Origin of the sequence: Paraburkholderia sp. EG286A, assembly GCF_040965375.1 — a bacterium.
Taxonomy (GTDB): domain Bacteria; phylum Pseudomonadota; class Gammaproteobacteria; order Burkholderiales; family Burkholderiaceae; genus Paraburkholderia.
The window spans coordinates 303,735-318,226 of record NZ_JBFRCB010000001.1; the positions used below are offsets into that span (position 1 = coordinate 303,735).

Here is a 14,492-nt window from a genome sequence, read left to right on the forward strand (position 1 = left end):
AGGCATGTCGCAGCACAACTGCGGCAGGCCGCAGCGATGTGAGGAGCACGACTCATGCGTACCCCGTATCTCGACCACTTGCGCGCAACGCTCGACCAGATCCGCGCCGACGGCTTCTACAAGAACGAGCGCGTGATCGCCACGCCGCAGTCGGCCGATATCCGGCTCGCAGACGGCAGCGACGTGCTCAACTTCTGCGCGAACAACTACCTCGGCCTCGCCAATGACGCGCGGCTCATCGCCGCCGCCAAAGACGGCCTCGAGCGCGATGGCTTCGGCATGGCGTCGGTGCGTTTCATCTGCGGCACGCAAACCGTGCACAAGCAGCTCGAAAGCGCGCTCGCCACGTTCCTGCAAACCGAAGACTGCATTCTCTATTCCAGTTGCTTCGACGCGAACGGCGGCCTGTTCGAAACGCTGCTCGGCGAAGAAGACGCCATCATCAGCGACGAACTCAATCACGCGAGCATCATCGACGGCGTGCGTCTTTCGAAGGCGCGCCGCTATCGCTACAGGAACAACGATCTTGCGGATCTCGAAGCCAGGCTGAAAGAAGCCGACGAAGCCGGCGCGCGCTACAAGCTCATCGCCACCGACGGCGTGTTCTCGATGGACGGCATCATCGCCGACCTCAAGGGCATCTGCGATCTCGCCGACCGCTACGACGCGCTCGTGATGGTCGACGACTCGCACGCGGTGGGCTTCATCGGCGAGCACGGGCGCGGCACGCCCGAGCACTGCGGCGTCCTGCAGCGCGTCGACATCATTACCGGCACGCTCGGCAAGGCGCTGGGCGGCGCGTCGGGCGGCTATATCGCGGCGAAGCAGGAAGTCGTCGACTTGCTGCGCCAGCGCTCGCGCCCCTATCTGTTCTCGAACACGCTGACGCCGAGCATCGCGGCCGCCACGCTTGCGGTGCTCGAGCTGATTGCGAGCGACGAAGGCGCGCAGCTGCGCCGCCGGGTGCGCGAGAACGGCGCGCAGTTCCGCCGCGAAATGAGCGCGCTCGGCTTCACGCTCGTGCCCGGCGAGCACCCGATCATTCCGGTGATGCTCGGCGACGCCCAGGTCGCCTCGAAAATGGCCGACGCGCTCCTGCACGAGGGCGTCTACGTCATCGGCTTTTCGTATCCCGTCGTACCCAAGGGCCGCGCGCGCATTCGCACGCAGATGAGCGCCGCCCACACGTCCGCGCAGATCGGGCGCGCCGTCGAGGCGTTTGCACGCGTCGGCAGACAGCTCGGCGTGATTTAACAAGGATTGCGAAGCAAATGAAAGCACTCGCCAAACTCGAACGCGCGCCCGGACTCACGCTCACGCGCGTGAAGAAGCCCGAAGTCGGCCACAACGACGTGATGATCAAGATCCGCAAGACCGCGATCTGCGGCACGGACATCCACATCTGGAAATGGGACGACTGGGCGCAGAAGACCATTCCGGTGCCGATGCACGTGGGCCACGAATACGTGGGCGAGATCGTCGAAATGGGCCAGGAGGTGCGCGGCTTCCAGATTGGCGACCGCGTGTCGGGCGAAGGGCATATCACCTGCGGTTTTTGCCGCAACTGCCGCGCGGGGCGGCGCCACCTGTGCCGCAACACTACGGGCGTGGGCGTGAACCGCGAAGGCGCGTTCGCCGAATACCTCGTGATTCCGGCCTTCAACGCGTTCAAGATCCCGCCCGAGATCTCCGACGAGCTCGCCGCGATCTTCGATCCGTTCGGCAATGCCACGCACACGGCGCTGTCGTTCAACCTCGTCGGCGAGGACGTGCTGATCACGGGCGCGGGGCCGATCGGGATCATGGCTGTGGCGATCGCTAAGCACGTGGGCGCGCGCAACGTCGTCATCACGGACGTCAACGACTACCGGCTCGAGCTTGCACGCAAGATGGGCGCGACGCGAGCCGTGAACGTGGCGCGCGAGTCGCTGCGCGACGTGATGAACGAACTCCACATGACCGAAGGCTTCGACGTAGGCCTCGAAATGTCGGGTGTGCCGAGCGCGTTTACGGCGCTGCTCGAGTCGATGAACCACGGCGGCAAGGTGGCGCTGCTCGGCATTCCGCCCGCGCAAACCGCCATCGACTGGAACCAGGTCATCTTCAAGGGGCTGGAAATCAAGGGCATTTACGGCCGCGAGATGTTCGAGACCTGGTACAAGATGGTCGCGATGCTGCAGAGCGGGCTCGATCTCTCGCCCATCATCACGCACCGCTTCGACGTGGACGACTACGAGAAGGGCTTCGCGGCGATGCTCTCGGGCGAGAGCGGCAAGGTCATTCTCGACTGGACCACGGCCTGATCGCGCATCGATTCGATGCTGCGCTTACGACGCTGCGCCCGGCGCCGGCTGCTCGAATTCGGCCTCGATGCGCACGTCGATCTCGTCGCCCACGGCGGGATACCAGCTCGTCAATCCGAACGCCGAACGCTTGAAGCGGCCCGCTGCGGTGAAGCCGAGCGTGGGCTGCTTGGTCAGCGGATTCGGCGCGTAGCCGTTCAAGGTGACGTCGAGCGTGACTGGTTGCGTCACGCCGCGGATCGTGAGATTGCCCGTGAGCGTGCCGCGCCCTTCGCCCGTGCGCTCGAAGTGCGTGCTCGTGAAGCGGATCTGCGCATAGCGCGCTACATCGAGCATCTGCGGTCCTTTCACCATGGTGTCGAGTGCGCCGACGTTGGTGTCGAGGCTCGTGGCGTCGATGGTCGCGTCGACCGTGGCCGCTTCGAGGCCGCCGGCCTGCCAGTCGAGCGTCGCCTGCGCGCGGTCGAAGCGCATGACGAAGCGCGTGTAGTGGAAGTGATCGACGTCGAACACGACGCTCCAGTGATGCGCGTCCATCACGTAATGTCCCGCCGGCACGTCGGTTTCCGCGCGGCTCACGCTGTGCGTGACGACGCGCAGCGGCGTGCACGCGGCGAGACTCGCTGCGCATAGCGCCATGCAGAAGGCGCGGCGCGAGCCGCGAACGAGAGGCGCAAGCGATACCAGCGGCCGGTCTTTCATCTCATCTCCCTTTGACTCGTCGACACCCGTAAGGACGTTTGGCGACGTGCGTTTCTTCCATCCGGTTCGCGAAGCATAACGCGACGGGGCCGGATCACGGCGAACCGCGCAGTTCCTCGTCCAGGTCACGCGCACATTGCGCGCCGCGCGAAACTCGGGTCTCATACGCCGATTGGAGCCCGAACGAGCGGAGAGCCGAGCATGCCAGCCACGAACCACGCCGTGCGTTTTCACGCCACGCTGGTGCGCGACGTCGACGCGATGACGGCGGCCACGGCGCGCGCGTTCGGGCGTCACACGCACGACCAGTACGGCATTGGCGTGATCGATCGCGGCGGCCATGTCTCGCTCAGCGATGCGGGCCAGGTCGAGGCCGTGCCGGGCGACCTCATCCTCGTCAATCCGGGCGAGGTGCACGACGGCCGCCCGCTCGACGCCGCCGGGCGCACGTGGCGCATGCTGTATTTCGAGCCGCGCTGGGTCGATGCGCTGCAAGCCGACATCACGCAGGGTGACGACGCGGCGTTTGCGCTGCACGCGCCGGTGATCAGCGAGCCGCGTTTGCGCGCGCTGTTCGATGCGGCGTTCACCCACGTCACCAACCAGAGCAGCGACCTCTCGCAGATGGCCTTCGACGCCGCCGCGCTCGAGGTGATGACGCGGCTCGTCGAGGCGCTCGGCCACCGGCGCGCGCTCGCGCAGTGCTCACCGGCGTCGCTGGCGCGCGTGCGCGACATGATCGACACCGACCCGGCCCAGCCGTTCTCACTCGCCGAACTTGCGCAGGCGGCGGGGCTGAGCCGCTTCCAGCTGCATCGCGGCTTCCTGCGTGCGTTCGGCGTCGCGCCGCACGGCTATATCCTGCATCGCCGCGTGGCGCTCGCGCGGCGCCTGCTCAAGGCGGGCCATGCCCCGGCGCAGACCGCGCTGGCTGCCGGTTTCTGCGACCAGAGCCACCTGAACCGCGCGTTCGCGCGGCAGTTCGGCGTATCGCCGGGACGTTACCGGCTCGCGCGCGCGGCATGAGTCGCACGCGCGTCAGGCGCTGACGCACAACGATCCAAGACGGTGCGTCGTGGTGAGCCTATACAGGCGTATCACCACGAGGAGCGCTCCATGTCGAACCGATTGCCGTCGCGCGAAAATGCGCGGCGCTTGACCCACTCCCCCCGATCCGTCGCGCAGGCGCAATTGACGGCGGCCATGCTCACCGTCGGCAGCACGGTCATTGCGAGCAAGGCCATCGGCGCCGGGCTCGATCCACTGCCTGCCACCGCGCTGCGCTTCGGCATGGCGTTGCCGGTATTTCTGCTGCTCATGCGTCTCACCGGCACAGCGTTTCCGCGTCCCGGCCTGCGCGACGCGCTGCTGCTCGTCGCGCAGGCGGCGATCGGCAGCGTCGGCTATACGGTCTTGCTGATCGCGGGCACGCAGCGTACTTCGGCGAGCGACGCCGGCATCATCCTCGGCACCCTGCCTGCTGTTTGCGCGTTGACTGCCGCGCTCGTATTGGGCGAGCGGCTGAGCGCGAGCACACTTGTTTCGGTGACGATCGCGAGCCTCGGCGTCGCGATGGTCACACTCGCGCCTGGCGAGCATCGTGATGGCGCCCGCTCGCTCACGGGCGACGCGATGATCCTCGGCGCCGTCGTGTGTGAAAGCCTGTTCGTCCTGCTGAACAAACGGCTTTCGCGGCCGTGGCCGCCTCTTGCGCAAGCTAGCGCGATGACGGGAATCGGTTTCGTCGTAGCGGGCTTGTGCGCGCTGCCCGGCTGGTTTGGCGCGGCTCACACCGTGCCGTTGAACGCCTTGCTTGGCGTGGCGTATTACGCACTCGTGCCGACCGTGGCCGGATTCTGGCTGTGGTACGCGGGTGCGGCGCGCGTGCCGGGCGGCGAGGCCGCGGTGTTTACCGCGGTGGCGCCGGTGTCGAGCGTGGCGCTGGCCACGGTGCTGCTCGGCGAGCCGCTTACGCTCACGCGCGTGCTCGGCCTCACCCTGGTCGTGGTCGCTGTGTTCGCGGTTTCAGGACGCGGGCTGTGGGATCGCGTTAGAGCGCAGCGTAGCGCGCGCGACAGCAAAGTGTCTTGACTTCGGAGAATGATCGTTCTACATTGCGGGCTGGGAGAGCGATCATTCTCCCGCTGATTTCCGCAATCCCGCCGCAATCGCGCTGAACGAGACTAGCCATGAGCCCGCCCGCCGTAACAAACCCCGAAGCGAATGCAGACGCGCCGCAGGCCGACGCGCGCGAGCGCCTGCTCGAAGCCGCCGAGGCGCTGATCTACGCGGGCGGCATTCACGCGACGGGTGTCGATGCGATCGTTCGCGCGGCGGGCGCGGCGCGCAAGAGCTTCTACACGTACTTCGAATCGAAGGACGCGCTCGTCGCGGCTGCGCTTGCGCGGCGCGACGAGCGCTGGATGCGCTGGTTCGTCGCCGGTACGCTCGCGCGCGGACGTACGCCGCAGGCACGCCTTGTCGGCATGTTCGACGTCTTGCGCGAGTGGTTCACGTCCGAAGGCTTTCACGGTTGCGCGTTTCTCAACGCCGCGGGCGAGATCGCGTCGCCAGACGACCCCGTGCGCGTGGTCGCGCGCGAACACAAGGAGCGTCTGCTCGAGTTCGTGCGCGAACAGAGCGAGGCGTGGGCCGCGAGCGTCGGCGTCGATCGCCGGGTCGCCGCCCGCCTCGCGCGGCAATGGCTGATCCTGATCGACGGCGCGATCGGTGTCGCGCTAGTAAGCGGCGACGCCGATGCGGCGCTCGACGCACGCGCGGCAGGCCGATCGTTGCTCGACGCCCTCACACCGAAACGCAGTTCCGATTCTTGAAGCCCATCCCAAAACCGATCCCCATCGCGCGCACCGTCCCGGCGCGCCGCCCAACGCAAGGAGCAAGACCATGAGTGATTCGCCCGAAGTGCGTCCGCCGCTGCCGCCGTTCACGCGCGAGAGCGCCATACAGAAAGTGCGCGCCGCCGAAGACGGCTGGAACACGCGCGACCCGCAACGCGTTTCGCTTGCGTACACGCCGCAAAGCGTGTGGCGCAATCGCGCCGAGTTCGTGACGGGCCGCGAGGCCATCGTCGAACTTCTCACGCGCAAGTGGGCACGCGAACTCGACTATCGCCTGATCAAGGAGCTATGGGCGTACACGGACAATCGCATCGCGGTGCGATTCGCCTATGAGTGGCACGACGATTCGGGCAGCTGGTTTCGCTCGTATGGCAACGAAAACTGGGAATTCGACGCGAACGGCCTGATGGCGCACCGTCACGCATCGATCAACGACCTGCCGATCCGCGAGGCGGATCGTCTCTATCACTGGCCGCTCGGGCGCCGTCCCGACGATCATCCGGCTCTCTCCGAACTCGGCCTCTGACGCTTCGCTTTCATCGGGACGACTCGCTATGCTGGCACCATGCCAGCGGCGAGCGAGTTGCCCGATCCGAGCCTGGACTCCATTGCGCACGCATCGGGTTGCGGTACAGTTCGTCATTCACCGCGAACCAGCAATCAGAAAACAGGCGATCCCCAGGTGGATCGGCGCAAGAAAGGACGGAGAGCCCATGCGGTTTTGGCAGAAGCAAGGTGGCGCAACAACCATAACGACAACGAACGCGACAACGCGAGCGAACACGCAATCGAAGAGAACGAAACGCGGCGCGGCGGCAGCCCTGCTGCTCCTGCCGCTGCTGCTGTTCGGCGCGGCGCAGTCGGCACACGCGGCGAACTGGTGTAGTTCGGGACTCTGGGTCGATGCGATGGTGGGCTCGTACCACATCCATCCCGACAAGGACTTCGAACAATTCAACCCGGGCCTCGGCATCGAATGCTGGCCCGGCGATACGTGGGCGCTCACGGCTGGTGGCTTTCGCAACTCCTTGCGCCGGCCCTCTTATTATGGCGGCGCAGTGTGGGCGCCCGAGTTTCTGCACTGGGGCTTCGTGCGGCTCGCGGCGATGGGCGGCATCATCTCCGGCTACAACTATGGCAACTGGGGCCTTGGCCACGACCATACGATCGGGCCCGTGATCGCGCCTATCGTGATGGTCGCGTACAAGCGCGTGGGCGTGAACTTCATCGTCATTCCGCCGATACCGTCTGACGATCTGCCGTTTACCATTGGGTTTCAGTTGCGGTTCAAGTTTTAGGGTCCAACGTCCTCCCGCAAACTCTCACCTTTGCTGCTCACCTGACGCCTCTGCCATATTGGCGTCAGTGACGTGCCACGGCCCGACCCTAAGATACGAGCCTTCGCTTCACAGGCGCGCGACGTGACGCGCTATCCAAGTCAGAGGAAAAGAATGAAGAAGTTCACACGCATGCTGATCGCCGCAGGCGCACTGGCCATGAGCGCCGGCGCCATGGCCGCCGCGGCTCCTGAGCCCACCTGGTTGCCCGCAACGGCGGCTGCAAGCCTGCAGAATGCGAGTGCGATCGTCGAAGGTGCGAATGGGTCGAACGTGAAGTCGACGCTTTATGTCTTTATGGACCCAAACTGTATTTACTGTCACCTGGTGTGGAAAGCGCTGCAACCGTATGAAGCGGTCGGCCTGCAAGTGCATTGGATTCCTATGGGCTTTCTGAAGCCCGATTCGGCGGGCAAGGCGGCCGCGTTGCTGGAGGCGAAAGACGGCGCTGCGCTGCTCAAAGAGCTGGAAACGCACTACTCGGAGAAGGACGAATCGGGCGGCATCGCGCCGCTCGCGCACATTTCGGCCGCCGACAAGAGCAAGCTCGACGACAACATCAAGCTCTTTCAGGACCTCGGTTTCGACGGTACGCCTACGCTTGTTTATCAGGGCTCGGGCGGCCGCTGGGCCAATGTCAGCGGCCTGCCGAAGCTGGGCGACCTGCCGGGCATGCTGAATCTGCCGGCGCAACCGATCACCGATGCCGAACTGCAGAAGTATCGTTGAGCGCGCGCGGCGGTGAGTCATTCACCGCATCGTGAGTTCACCGATACAACGATAGGTGAGGAGTTCCAGGAGTCGAACGTCGTGCACTCCTCCCGAAAAGCCTCACCTTTGCCCTCGCGGCCCAGGTTTCAGAACCTGTAATCGGGATTCTTCGGATCGAATGCGTCGTCGTCGAAGGACTTCGGCGTGATGCTGTCGATGACGATTTTCTCGAACATCTGCCCGTCGTCGCCGTAGGCTTCGACGGTGCGGAAATACGGATGCCGCAGGTCCAGCCCGAGCGTCTGCTTCTTCGCGTAGAACTGCGGCTTGCCGCTCGGCGAAACGTAGGTCAGCGCCACTACGCGCACGCCATCTATCGTTTTCACCTCGACTTGCGGCTTGTATGACGCGCCCACTTCGACGTACTTCTTCGCGTCGGTCATGAACTGGCTCACGATGAATTCGGTGCCGAGATCCGTGATCTTGTGATTCGACTGCGAGCGCGCGAGCGTGCCGTCGAGCGCGGTCCACATTGGCATCACGCCGAGCAGGCCGCCGAGGTGTCCGTACATTTCGTCGTGGCGCTTCGAGGCGTCGTAGATCACCTCCTCGCCCGAATGATCGCTGTCAGGCAGCCATTTCGCGTAGATGCGCAGCGGCTCGTGATCCAGCTTCACCAGCATGTGCGCGGGCTTCGCGGGCCACTTGCCGTTCAGGCGCTCCCAGCGCGACAGCACGAATTCGTATGAGGGATAGCCCGCCGGGCCGAGCTTGATGAGCGTGGGCACGACGAGCGGATCGAACGCCTCGAAGAGCGCGGTGAGCTGCGCGTCGTCCAGCTTCGTGAGCGCGTCGGTCTTCTGCGCGCGCTGCAGCCAGCGTACCTGTTGATCGACGCTCAGTTTCGCGACTTCGGCGGCGGACGTCGCGCCTGGCGATGCGTTGCCTGTTTCTGCGCCGTCGCCCTGGGCGAATGCCGTGGCGCTGGCGAGCGCAAGCACCGCACACGCGATGAACGTCCGCGCTTGATGAACTTTCATTGCCTGTCTCCCTTGATGAATGCTTGCGGCCCACGCGTTCCCAGGCGGCCCGACGCATTTTTCAGTTTCGCGATTTCCTCGCCACGCAACGTATGCCGCGTGGCGGGGCCGGCTAAGTCGCGGACGGATTGCCCAGCACGCCCGGTGCCGGCGAACCGGTGTCCATGCCAGGCTGGTCCGCCTCGATTGGGCGCGCGTGGCCCGCGTGCACCGTGCCCGCGAGCGCGCAGAGCAGCCAGTCATAGGTCGTGGACGGCGCGGTGACGGGCAGCATGTGGCCGCCGCTCACCACCTTGAGCGTCACCTGGCTCGTGAGACGGCTCAGCGCGTCGCCGTGTCGGGTCCAATTCAGCACGACGTCGTCGCGTCCAAACAAAACATCGACGGGAACGCTCAGTTGTGCGTAGCGTTGCTCCATCTGCGCGAGATCGTCGGTGTCTTCAATCGCGATGAGATCGGCCGAGGCGTGGTAGAAGCCGCTGGGCCGCAAGCTCAGCAGTCCGCCGCCGCGCGTGCGGAAATCGCCCGGTACGGCCTCGGGTGCGAACACCTGCTTGAGGACGGCGGAACTGGTCGCGAGTCCGATGGGCGTCGCGAACGTGCGCGCCACGAAGCGGCGCACGGCCTGCGAGCGCAGCACGAGCGCGCGGAAGGCCTTGGGCACCTCGGTCTGTACGTGGGTGAGCGGCGCGATCAGCGCGAGCCGCGAAACGGCGTGCGGATGATCGAGCGCCACGGCCAGCGCGATCGCCCCGCCCAGCGAATGCCCGACGAGCACTGGCGATTCGAGACCCAACGCATCGATAAAGCGCGCGACCGTGCGCGCCTGCGCGCGGATGGTCGCCGATGCCTGCGGCCCGCGCGTGGAGTAGCCGGAGCCCGGGCGGTCGATGAGTATCACGCGATGTTCGCGCGCGAGCGCCTGCATGGGCAGCCAAGCGAAGTTGCGCATTTGCCCGCTCAGACCGTGAATGAACACCATGGGCGGCCCACTGCCGTATTCGACGTAATGAATCCGGTCGCCGTCGATGTCGATCAGTTGACCGTCCATCGGCACGGCGGCTTCGATGCGGCGCGTGGCGCGTCGCGAGAATGCGGCGAGCGCGGCGCTTCCTGCGACGAGAGCGGCGCCGGCGGCAACGACCGCGGCAGGCAGGGCAAGTGGGTTCACTGGCGGTCCTCAGAGTGCAGGTTGGGTTCGAAGCCTTGTGCGCGAGGCGAAGCGCACGTGGCAAAACGCGTGAAGCGCGCCGCGATCTGCCGTGCCTCGCTCACCACGGCCCAATGCGGCGCGGCGATGATTTCGCGCTGATGTGCGCCGAGCCAGCGCTCGACGCCTTCGGACATGGCCGGGGTCACGTAGCGGTCGAAGCGCGGCACGATGAACTGCACCGGAATACGTGTGCGGCGCTCGCGCGGGCGCCGCGCACACGCGAGAAAATTTGCGCGGTAGAGCTGCAGCCCGTTGAGCGCGTTGCGCAACTGCCGGGGATCCGGCTCGACGCGCACGCGCTCGGTCTTGCGCAGCCACCACGGCCACAACGCCGCGCCGCCGAGCCGCCAGGCGAGTTCGGGCACGAGCGGCAGATGAAAGAATGCGATGTACCACGACTTCAGCAATTGCGCGGGAACGCGCGGCTTGAGAAACACATGGTCGAGACAAGGACCGGAAATCGAGGTGTACGAAGCGATACGCGAGGCGTTCGCCGGATCGGTCACGGCCTCCCAGCACTGGATCGACCCCCAGTCGTGCGCCAGCAGATGAAATGGCCGCGCGCCGCAGGTGGCATCGGCGACCGCAAGCAGATCCCGCGCGAGTTGTGCGAGCGCGTAGCCAGACTGCGCACGCGGCGCTTCGGAAGCCCCCATGCCGCGCACGTCGTAGGCGATCACGCGAAAGCGCGTCTCCAGTTCGCTGCGCAACGCGCGCCAGACGCGCGCCGAGTCGGGGTAGCCGTGCACGAGCACGACGGGCGGCGCATCGACGGGCCCGCTGACGTAGACCGCGAGGCGCACGTCGTCGGACTGGACGAACACGGGTTCGGGCGCGCCGCGCATGACCTGCCTCACACCGCGCGCGGCGTTGCCGCCGGATGCAGCGGCACGCGGCGCGTGGCGGCGCGCGAGGCGTACTGCGCGTTGGTCTCGTCGATCTGTGCAACGAGGCCGTCGATGCGCACGAGATGCCGCCGGTTGTCGTGATCCCACGGATGAAAGCCGGGCTTGAAAAAACGCAGCCATTCGAGCGCAATGCCGGGAAACACGCCGTGACGCGGCCCGTAGAGAAACTTCACGAGCTTCCACATGCCGCGCACCTTGCCCTGGCGTCGGCGGTGCGCGCGCAGGAGCGCGAGGTGATAGTCGAACACGATGAGCCAGAAGAGAACCGTGGTGGCGAGCATCGTACCGGTTCGCATGAGATAGCGCTTGACGCCTGGCTCGATCACGAGATTCCAGACATCGAACGAGACCGACTTGTGCTCGGTTTCCTCCAGCGCGTGCCAGAGCCACATCTGCTTGTAGCCCGCCACCGAGCCTTCGATACGCGTGCCCGTGTCGGCGAGCAGCAGGTCGGCGAGCATGGCCGTGTAGTGTTCGAGCGCCACGGTCTGCGCGAGTTGCAGCGAAGGCGGCAACACCTTGCGCGCGAAATTGAGGATGGCCCACAGGCGCTTGTCGAGCTTGTGCGCGGGCAAGCCTGCCGCCTGCAGCAAGTCGTTGTACTCGACGTGCTCGCGCGTGTGCATCGCTTCCTGACCGATGAAGCCCATGACCTGCTTCTTGAGTTCGGGGTCCTCGATGCGGTCGCGATAATGCCGCACCGCATCCATGAAGAAGCGCTCGCCCGCGGGAAAGAGCAGCGAAAGCGCGTTGAAGAAGTGGGTGACCGGCACGCCTTCGACGTGCCAGTCACACGCCCTCTCGGGCGGCAATGCAAAGCGGATGTCGCGCCGTATCGGCATCATGTTATGGCTCCCTGTTGTGTGCCTGCTGTTGTTCATGGCGTGGCGGCCGACCCGCGCGCGGCGCGGCGGCGTGCCTTCGCGGCTTCGCGCCGCGCGCTCATCACGACCAGTGCCTGGTAGGCGGCGGGCAGCGTGCGCGCGAGCCAGTCCGCTGCGCGCGCGTCGCGGCCGATCAGCACGCGCCGCGCGTTGCGCTTCACGCCGCTCAGGATGGCGCGGGCCGCGTCGTCGGCGGTGGTGATGAAGAACTTCTCGAAGTCGTCCTTGCCTTGCTGCTCGCTCGCTACCATGAAGCCCACCATGTTGGGCGCCACGCGGCTCGATTGCGCGATGTTCGTGCGGATGCCGCCCGGATGCACGCAGGTCGCGGACACGCCGCAGCGCATCATGTCGAGTTCCTGGCGCAGCGCTTCGGTGAAGCCGCGCACGGCGTATTTGGTCGCGTTGTAGCCGCTCATGCCTGGTTGTGCGAAGAGACCGAACACGCTCGAGGTATTGACGATGTGTCCTTCGCCGCATGCCTTCAGATGCGGCAGAAATGCTTTCGTGCCATGCACGACACCCCAGAAGTTGATGTTCACGATCCATTCGAGATCGCTGTACGCCATGCCTTCGATGGTGCTCGACAGCGCGACGCCCGCGTTGTTGAAGACGAGATTGACGCCACCGTGCGTGGCCGCTGTCTCGTCGGCCCACGCGAATACGGCGTCGCGCTCGCTCACGTCGAGCACGCGAGTGCTCACGCGCACCGAAGGCGCGAGCGCGCCCACGATGCGGGCGGTCTCCTCGAGCGCCGGGGCGTTTCGGTCGGCGAGCGCGAGATGGCAGCCGGCGCCGGCAAGCTGGAGCGCGAGCGCGCGGCCCATGCCCGAGCCGGCTCCGGTGATGGCGGCGACCTTGTTGTCAAAGCGTTTCATGGGCGGGCTCCGGGTGGGGCGATGGCGCCTGGTCAGGCGGCCTCGGTGGGTTGCGTGGCGACGGTGAGCGGCGCTTCGGGCTGCGCGGCATGCGGCGCGCGATAGACCTGGTAATCGGCGAGGGAGAAGTGCGCCGTGGCGCGGCGAAAGCGCCAGGTGAAACCGGGCCACAGCGTCGTGTTCCGGCCGTTGCGCGGGTCGAGGTACCAGCTTTTGCAGCCGCCCACCGACCAGATCGCGCGGCCAAGCTTGTTCTGGATGCGCTCGTTGTAGCGCGCTTCCACATAAGGCCGCACGTCGATCGAATCGGCGCCGTCGTGCTTCATGGCGGCGAGCGCGCCGAGCACGTACTCGATCTGCGATTCGATCATGAACACCATCGAGTTGTGGCCTAGGCCGGTGTTCGGGCCGACCAGCATGAAAAAATTCGGATAACCAGGCAAGCTCGTGCCGAGGTAGGCATGCGCGCCGTTGCGCCAGGTCTCGACGATATCGATGCCGCCGCGGCCCACGATCGTGCCCGGCGGAAATGGGTCGGCCACCTGAAAGCCGGTGCCGTAGATCAGGCAATCGACCTCGTGATGCACGCCATCGGCCGTCACGACACCGGTGCGGTCCACCCGCTCGATCGCGTTCGTCACCACCTGCACGTTCTTGCGCGAGAGCGCCGGATAGTAGTCGTTCGAAATGAGCACGCGCTTGCAGCCTATCGTGTAGTCGGGCGTCACGGCCGCACGCAGTTCAGGATCGGGCACCTGATGGCGGATATGGCGCAACGCCAGCTTCTGGACGTTCTTCATGAGCGCGGGATGCACCGCGAAGCCGAGCACGCGCGTTTCGAGCATCCAGTAGAGCCCCGCGCGCGCGAGCGCCTGCGTGAAGGGCAGCGTGCGGAACAGCCATTGTTCGAAGCCCGAAATGGCGCGGTCGGGCTTGGGCATGATCCACGGCGGCGTGCGCTGGAAGAGCGAGAGTTGCGCCACGCGCGGCGCAATCTGCGGCACGAACTGAATAGCGCTTGCCCCCGTGCCGATGACGGCGACGCGCTTGCCTTCGAGCGCATAGTCGTGGTCCCAGTGCTGCGAGTGGAAGGTTTTGCCTTCGAAGGTGTCGAGTCCCGCAATCGCTGGCAACGCGGGGCGCGAAAGACCGCCCATGCCCGAGATCAGCACGCGCGCGGTGAGGCGCCGGCCGTTGGCGAACGCAAGGCGCCAGCAGTGCGCGGCTTCGTCCCATGTCGCGTTCGTGAGTGCGTGCCCGAAGTTGAGCCACGGAAAAAGCCGGAAGCGATCGACGCAGCGGTTCAAATAGGCGCGAATCTCGGACTGCGGCGCGAACATGCGCGTCCAGCGCGGATTGGGTGCGAACGAGAACGAGTACACGTGCGATTGCACGTCGCACGCGCAACCGGGGTAATGATTGTCGCGCCAGGTGCCGCCCACGGAATCGGCCTTCTCGAACACCGCGAAGTCCTGGTTGCCGCTTTGCAGCAGGCGGATCGCCATGCCAAGGCCGGCAAAGCCAGTGCCGATGATGGCGATGCCGATCGCGTCGCCGGTACGGGCGGGTGCGTTCATCCGGAGCGTCTCCCTGTTGTCGATCCATCTATGACTGTGACATTGATGGATGTAAACATAGTGCGATCGACGCCAATGCGC

Annotated in this window: 15 protein-coding genes; 8 read left to right on the forward strand and 7 right to left on the reverse strand. The window is 65.9% G+C overall.

All coding sequences use genetic code 11. The features are described from left to right. The first annotated feature begins 54 nt into the window (after positions 1-54). Together AB4Y35_RS01430 and tdh are read left to right on the forward strand one after the other, a co-directional pair. Positions 55-1,254 carry a glycine C-acetyltransferase gene (locus tag AB4Y35_RS01430; RefSeq protein WP_254353548.1) on the forward strand — a complete coding sequence of 400 codons (1,200 nt, stop codon included), beginning with the start codon at positions 55-57 and terminating at the stop codon, positions 1,252-1,254. 17 nt (positions 1,255-1,271) lie between these two features. Next, entirely contained in the window at positions 1,272-2,303 is a 1,032-nt protein-coding gene (gene tdh / locus AB4Y35_RS01435; RefSeq protein ID WP_368703052.1) for an L-threonine 3-dehydrogenase, read from the forward strand. Between the two features lie 24 nt (positions 2,304-2,327). Here the strand turns inward: tdh and AB4Y35_RS01440 are convergent, their stop codons facing one another. Beyond that, complete coding sequence (locus tag AB4Y35_RS01440; RefSeq protein WP_368703821.1) at positions 2,328-2,942, reverse strand: YceI family protein; 615 nt, start codon at positions 2,940-2,942, stop codon at positions 2,328-2,330. 264 nt (positions 2,943-3,206) lie between these two features. Between AB4Y35_RS01440 and AB4Y35_RS01445 the strand changes: the two genes are divergently transcribed. The 6 genes from AB4Y35_RS01445 (at position 3,207) to AB4Y35_RS01470 (ending at position 7,929) form a co-directional block, all read left to right on the forward strand. Next, positions 3,207-4,031 carry an AraC family transcriptional regulator gene (locus tag AB4Y35_RS01445; protein WP_368703053.1) on the forward strand — a complete coding sequence of 275 codons (825 nt, stop codon included), beginning with the start codon at positions 3,207-3,209 and terminating at the stop codon, positions 4,029-4,031. Between the two features lie 90 nt (positions 4,032-4,121). Further along, complete coding sequence (locus AB4Y35_RS01450) at positions 4,122-5,096, forward strand: DMT family transporter (protein ID WP_368703054.1); 975 nt, start codon at positions 4,122-4,124, stop codon at positions 5,094-5,096. Positions 5,097-5,194: 98 nt separating this feature from the next. Then, a complete protein-coding gene (locus tag AB4Y35_RS01455; RefSeq protein ID WP_368703055.1) occupies positions 5,195-5,839 on the forward strand; it encodes a TetR/AcrR family transcriptional regulator in 645 nt (214 codons plus the stop codon). A 70-nt stretch (positions 5,840-5,909) separates the two neighbouring features. Continuing rightward, on the forward strand, positions 5,910-6,389 hold the full coding sequence (locus AB4Y35_RS01460) for a DUF1348 family protein (RefSeq protein WP_368703056.1): 480 nt from the start codon (positions 5,910-5,912) through the stop codon (positions 6,387-6,389). Positions 6,390-6,576: 187 nt separating this feature from the next. Next, positions 6,577-7,161, forward strand: a complete 585-nt coding sequence (locus tag AB4Y35_RS01465) for a hypothetical protein (protein WP_368703057.1) — start codon at positions 6,577-6,579, stop codon at positions 7,159-7,161. A gap of 153 nt (positions 7,162-7,314) precedes the next feature. After that, positions 7,315-7,929, forward strand: a complete 615-nt coding sequence (locus tag AB4Y35_RS01470) for a thioredoxin fold domain-containing protein (protein ID WP_368689133.1) — start codon at positions 7,315-7,317, stop codon at positions 7,927-7,929. Positions 7,930-8,057: 128 nt separating this feature from the next. On the opposite strand, the gene AB4Y35_RS01475 is transcribed toward AB4Y35_RS01470, so the two are convergent. The 6 genes from AB4Y35_RS01475 to AB4Y35_RS01500 all read right to left on the reverse strand — a co-directional run bounded on the left by AB4Y35_RS01475 (position 8,058) and on the right by AB4Y35_RS01500 (position 14,411). Next, entirely contained in the window at positions 8,058-8,951 is an 894-nt protein-coding gene (locus AB4Y35_RS01475) for a DUF1571 domain-containing protein (RefSeq protein WP_368703058.1), read from the reverse strand. A 112-nt stretch (positions 8,952-9,063) separates the two neighbouring features. Then, positions 9,064-10,122, reverse strand: a complete 1,059-nt coding sequence (locus tag AB4Y35_RS01480) for an alpha/beta fold hydrolase (protein WP_368703059.1) — start codon at positions 10,120-10,122, stop codon at positions 9,064-9,066. Then, positions 10,119-11,009: an alpha/beta fold hydrolase gene (locus AB4Y35_RS01485; RefSeq protein WP_368703060.1), complete on the reverse strand. Its 891-nt coding sequence runs from the start codon at positions 11,007-11,009 to the stop codon at positions 10,119-10,121. Before AB4Y35_RS01485 ends, AB4Y35_RS01480 begins: the two co-directional genes overlap by 4 nt. Before the next feature lie 8 nt (positions 11,010-11,017). Beyond that, the gene (locus AB4Y35_RS01490) at positions 11,018-11,917 is read right to left on the reverse strand and encodes a metal-dependent hydrolase (RefSeq protein ID WP_368703061.1); all 900 of its coding nucleotides are present in this window, start codon (positions 11,915-11,917) and stop codon (positions 11,018-11,020) included. Positions 11,918-11,949: 32 nt separating this feature from the next. Beyond that, the gene (locus AB4Y35_RS01495) at positions 11,950-12,834 is read right to left on the reverse strand and encodes an SDR family NAD(P)-dependent oxidoreductase (protein ID WP_368703062.1); all 885 of its coding nucleotides are present in this window, start codon (positions 12,832-12,834) and stop codon (positions 11,950-11,952) included. 32 nt (positions 12,835-12,866) lie between these two features. Beyond that, positions 12,867-14,411 (reverse strand): flavin-containing monooxygenase, encoded by a 1,545-nt coding sequence (locus AB4Y35_RS01500; RefSeq protein ID WP_368703063.1) that lies wholly within the window; start codon positions 14,409-14,411, stop codon positions 12,867-12,869. Positions 14,412-14,492: the final 81 nt, after the last annotated feature.

Excerpts from the sequence above, each read along its gene's own strand:
- AB4Y35_RS01430 (WP_254353548.1), top strand. The coding sequence starts at position 55 with ATGCGTACCCCGTATCTCGACCACTTGCGCGCAACGCTCGACCAGATC.
- tdh (WP_368703052.1), top strand. The coding sequence starts at position 1,272 with ATGAAAGCACTCGCCAAACTCGAACGCGCGCCCGGACTCACGCTCACG.
- AB4Y35_RS01440 (WP_368703821.1), bottom strand. The coding sequence starts at position 2,942 with ATGGCGCTATGCGCAGCGAGTCTCGCCGCGTGCACGCCGCTGCGCGTC.
- AB4Y35_RS01445 (WP_368703053.1), top strand. The coding sequence starts at position 3,207 with ATGCCAGCCACGAACCACGCCGTGCGTTTTCACGCCACGCTGGTGCGC.
- AB4Y35_RS01450 (WP_368703054.1), top strand. The coding sequence starts at position 4,122 with ATGTCGAACCGATTGCCGTCGCGCGAAAATGCGCGGCGCTTGACCCAC.
- AB4Y35_RS01455 (WP_368703055.1), top strand. The coding sequence starts at position 5,195 with ATGAGCCCGCCCGCCGTAACAAACCCCGAAGCGAATGCAGACGCGCCG.
- AB4Y35_RS01460 (WP_368703056.1), top strand. The coding sequence starts at position 5,910 with ATGAGTGATTCGCCCGAAGTGCGTCCGCCGCTGCCGCCGTTCACGCGC.
- AB4Y35_RS01465 (WP_368703057.1), top strand. The coding sequence starts at position 6,577 with ATGCGGTTTTGGCAGAAGCAAGGTGGCGCAACAACCATAACGACAACG.
- AB4Y35_RS01470 (WP_368689133.1), top strand. The coding sequence starts at position 7,315 with ATGAAGAAGTTCACACGCATGCTGATCGCCGCAGGCGCACTGGCCATG.
- AB4Y35_RS01475 (WP_368703058.1), bottom strand. The coding sequence starts at position 8,951 with ATGAAAGTTCATCAAGCGCGGACGTTCATCGCGTGTGCGGTGCTTGCG.
- AB4Y35_RS01485 (WP_368703060.1), bottom strand. The coding sequence starts at position 11,009 with ATGCGCGGCGCGCCCGAACCCGTGTTCGTCCAGTCCGACGACGTGCGC.
- AB4Y35_RS01490 (WP_368703061.1), bottom strand. The coding sequence starts at position 11,917 with ATGATGCCGATACGGCGCGACATCCGCTTTGCATTGCCGCCCGAGAGG.
- AB4Y35_RS01495 (WP_368703062.1), bottom strand. The coding sequence starts at position 12,834 with ATGAAACGCTTTGACAACAAGGTCGCCGCCATCACCGGAGCCGGCTCG.
- AB4Y35_RS01500 (WP_368703063.1), bottom strand. The coding sequence starts at position 14,411 with ATGAACGCACCCGCCCGTACCGGCGACGCGATCGGCATCGCCATCATC.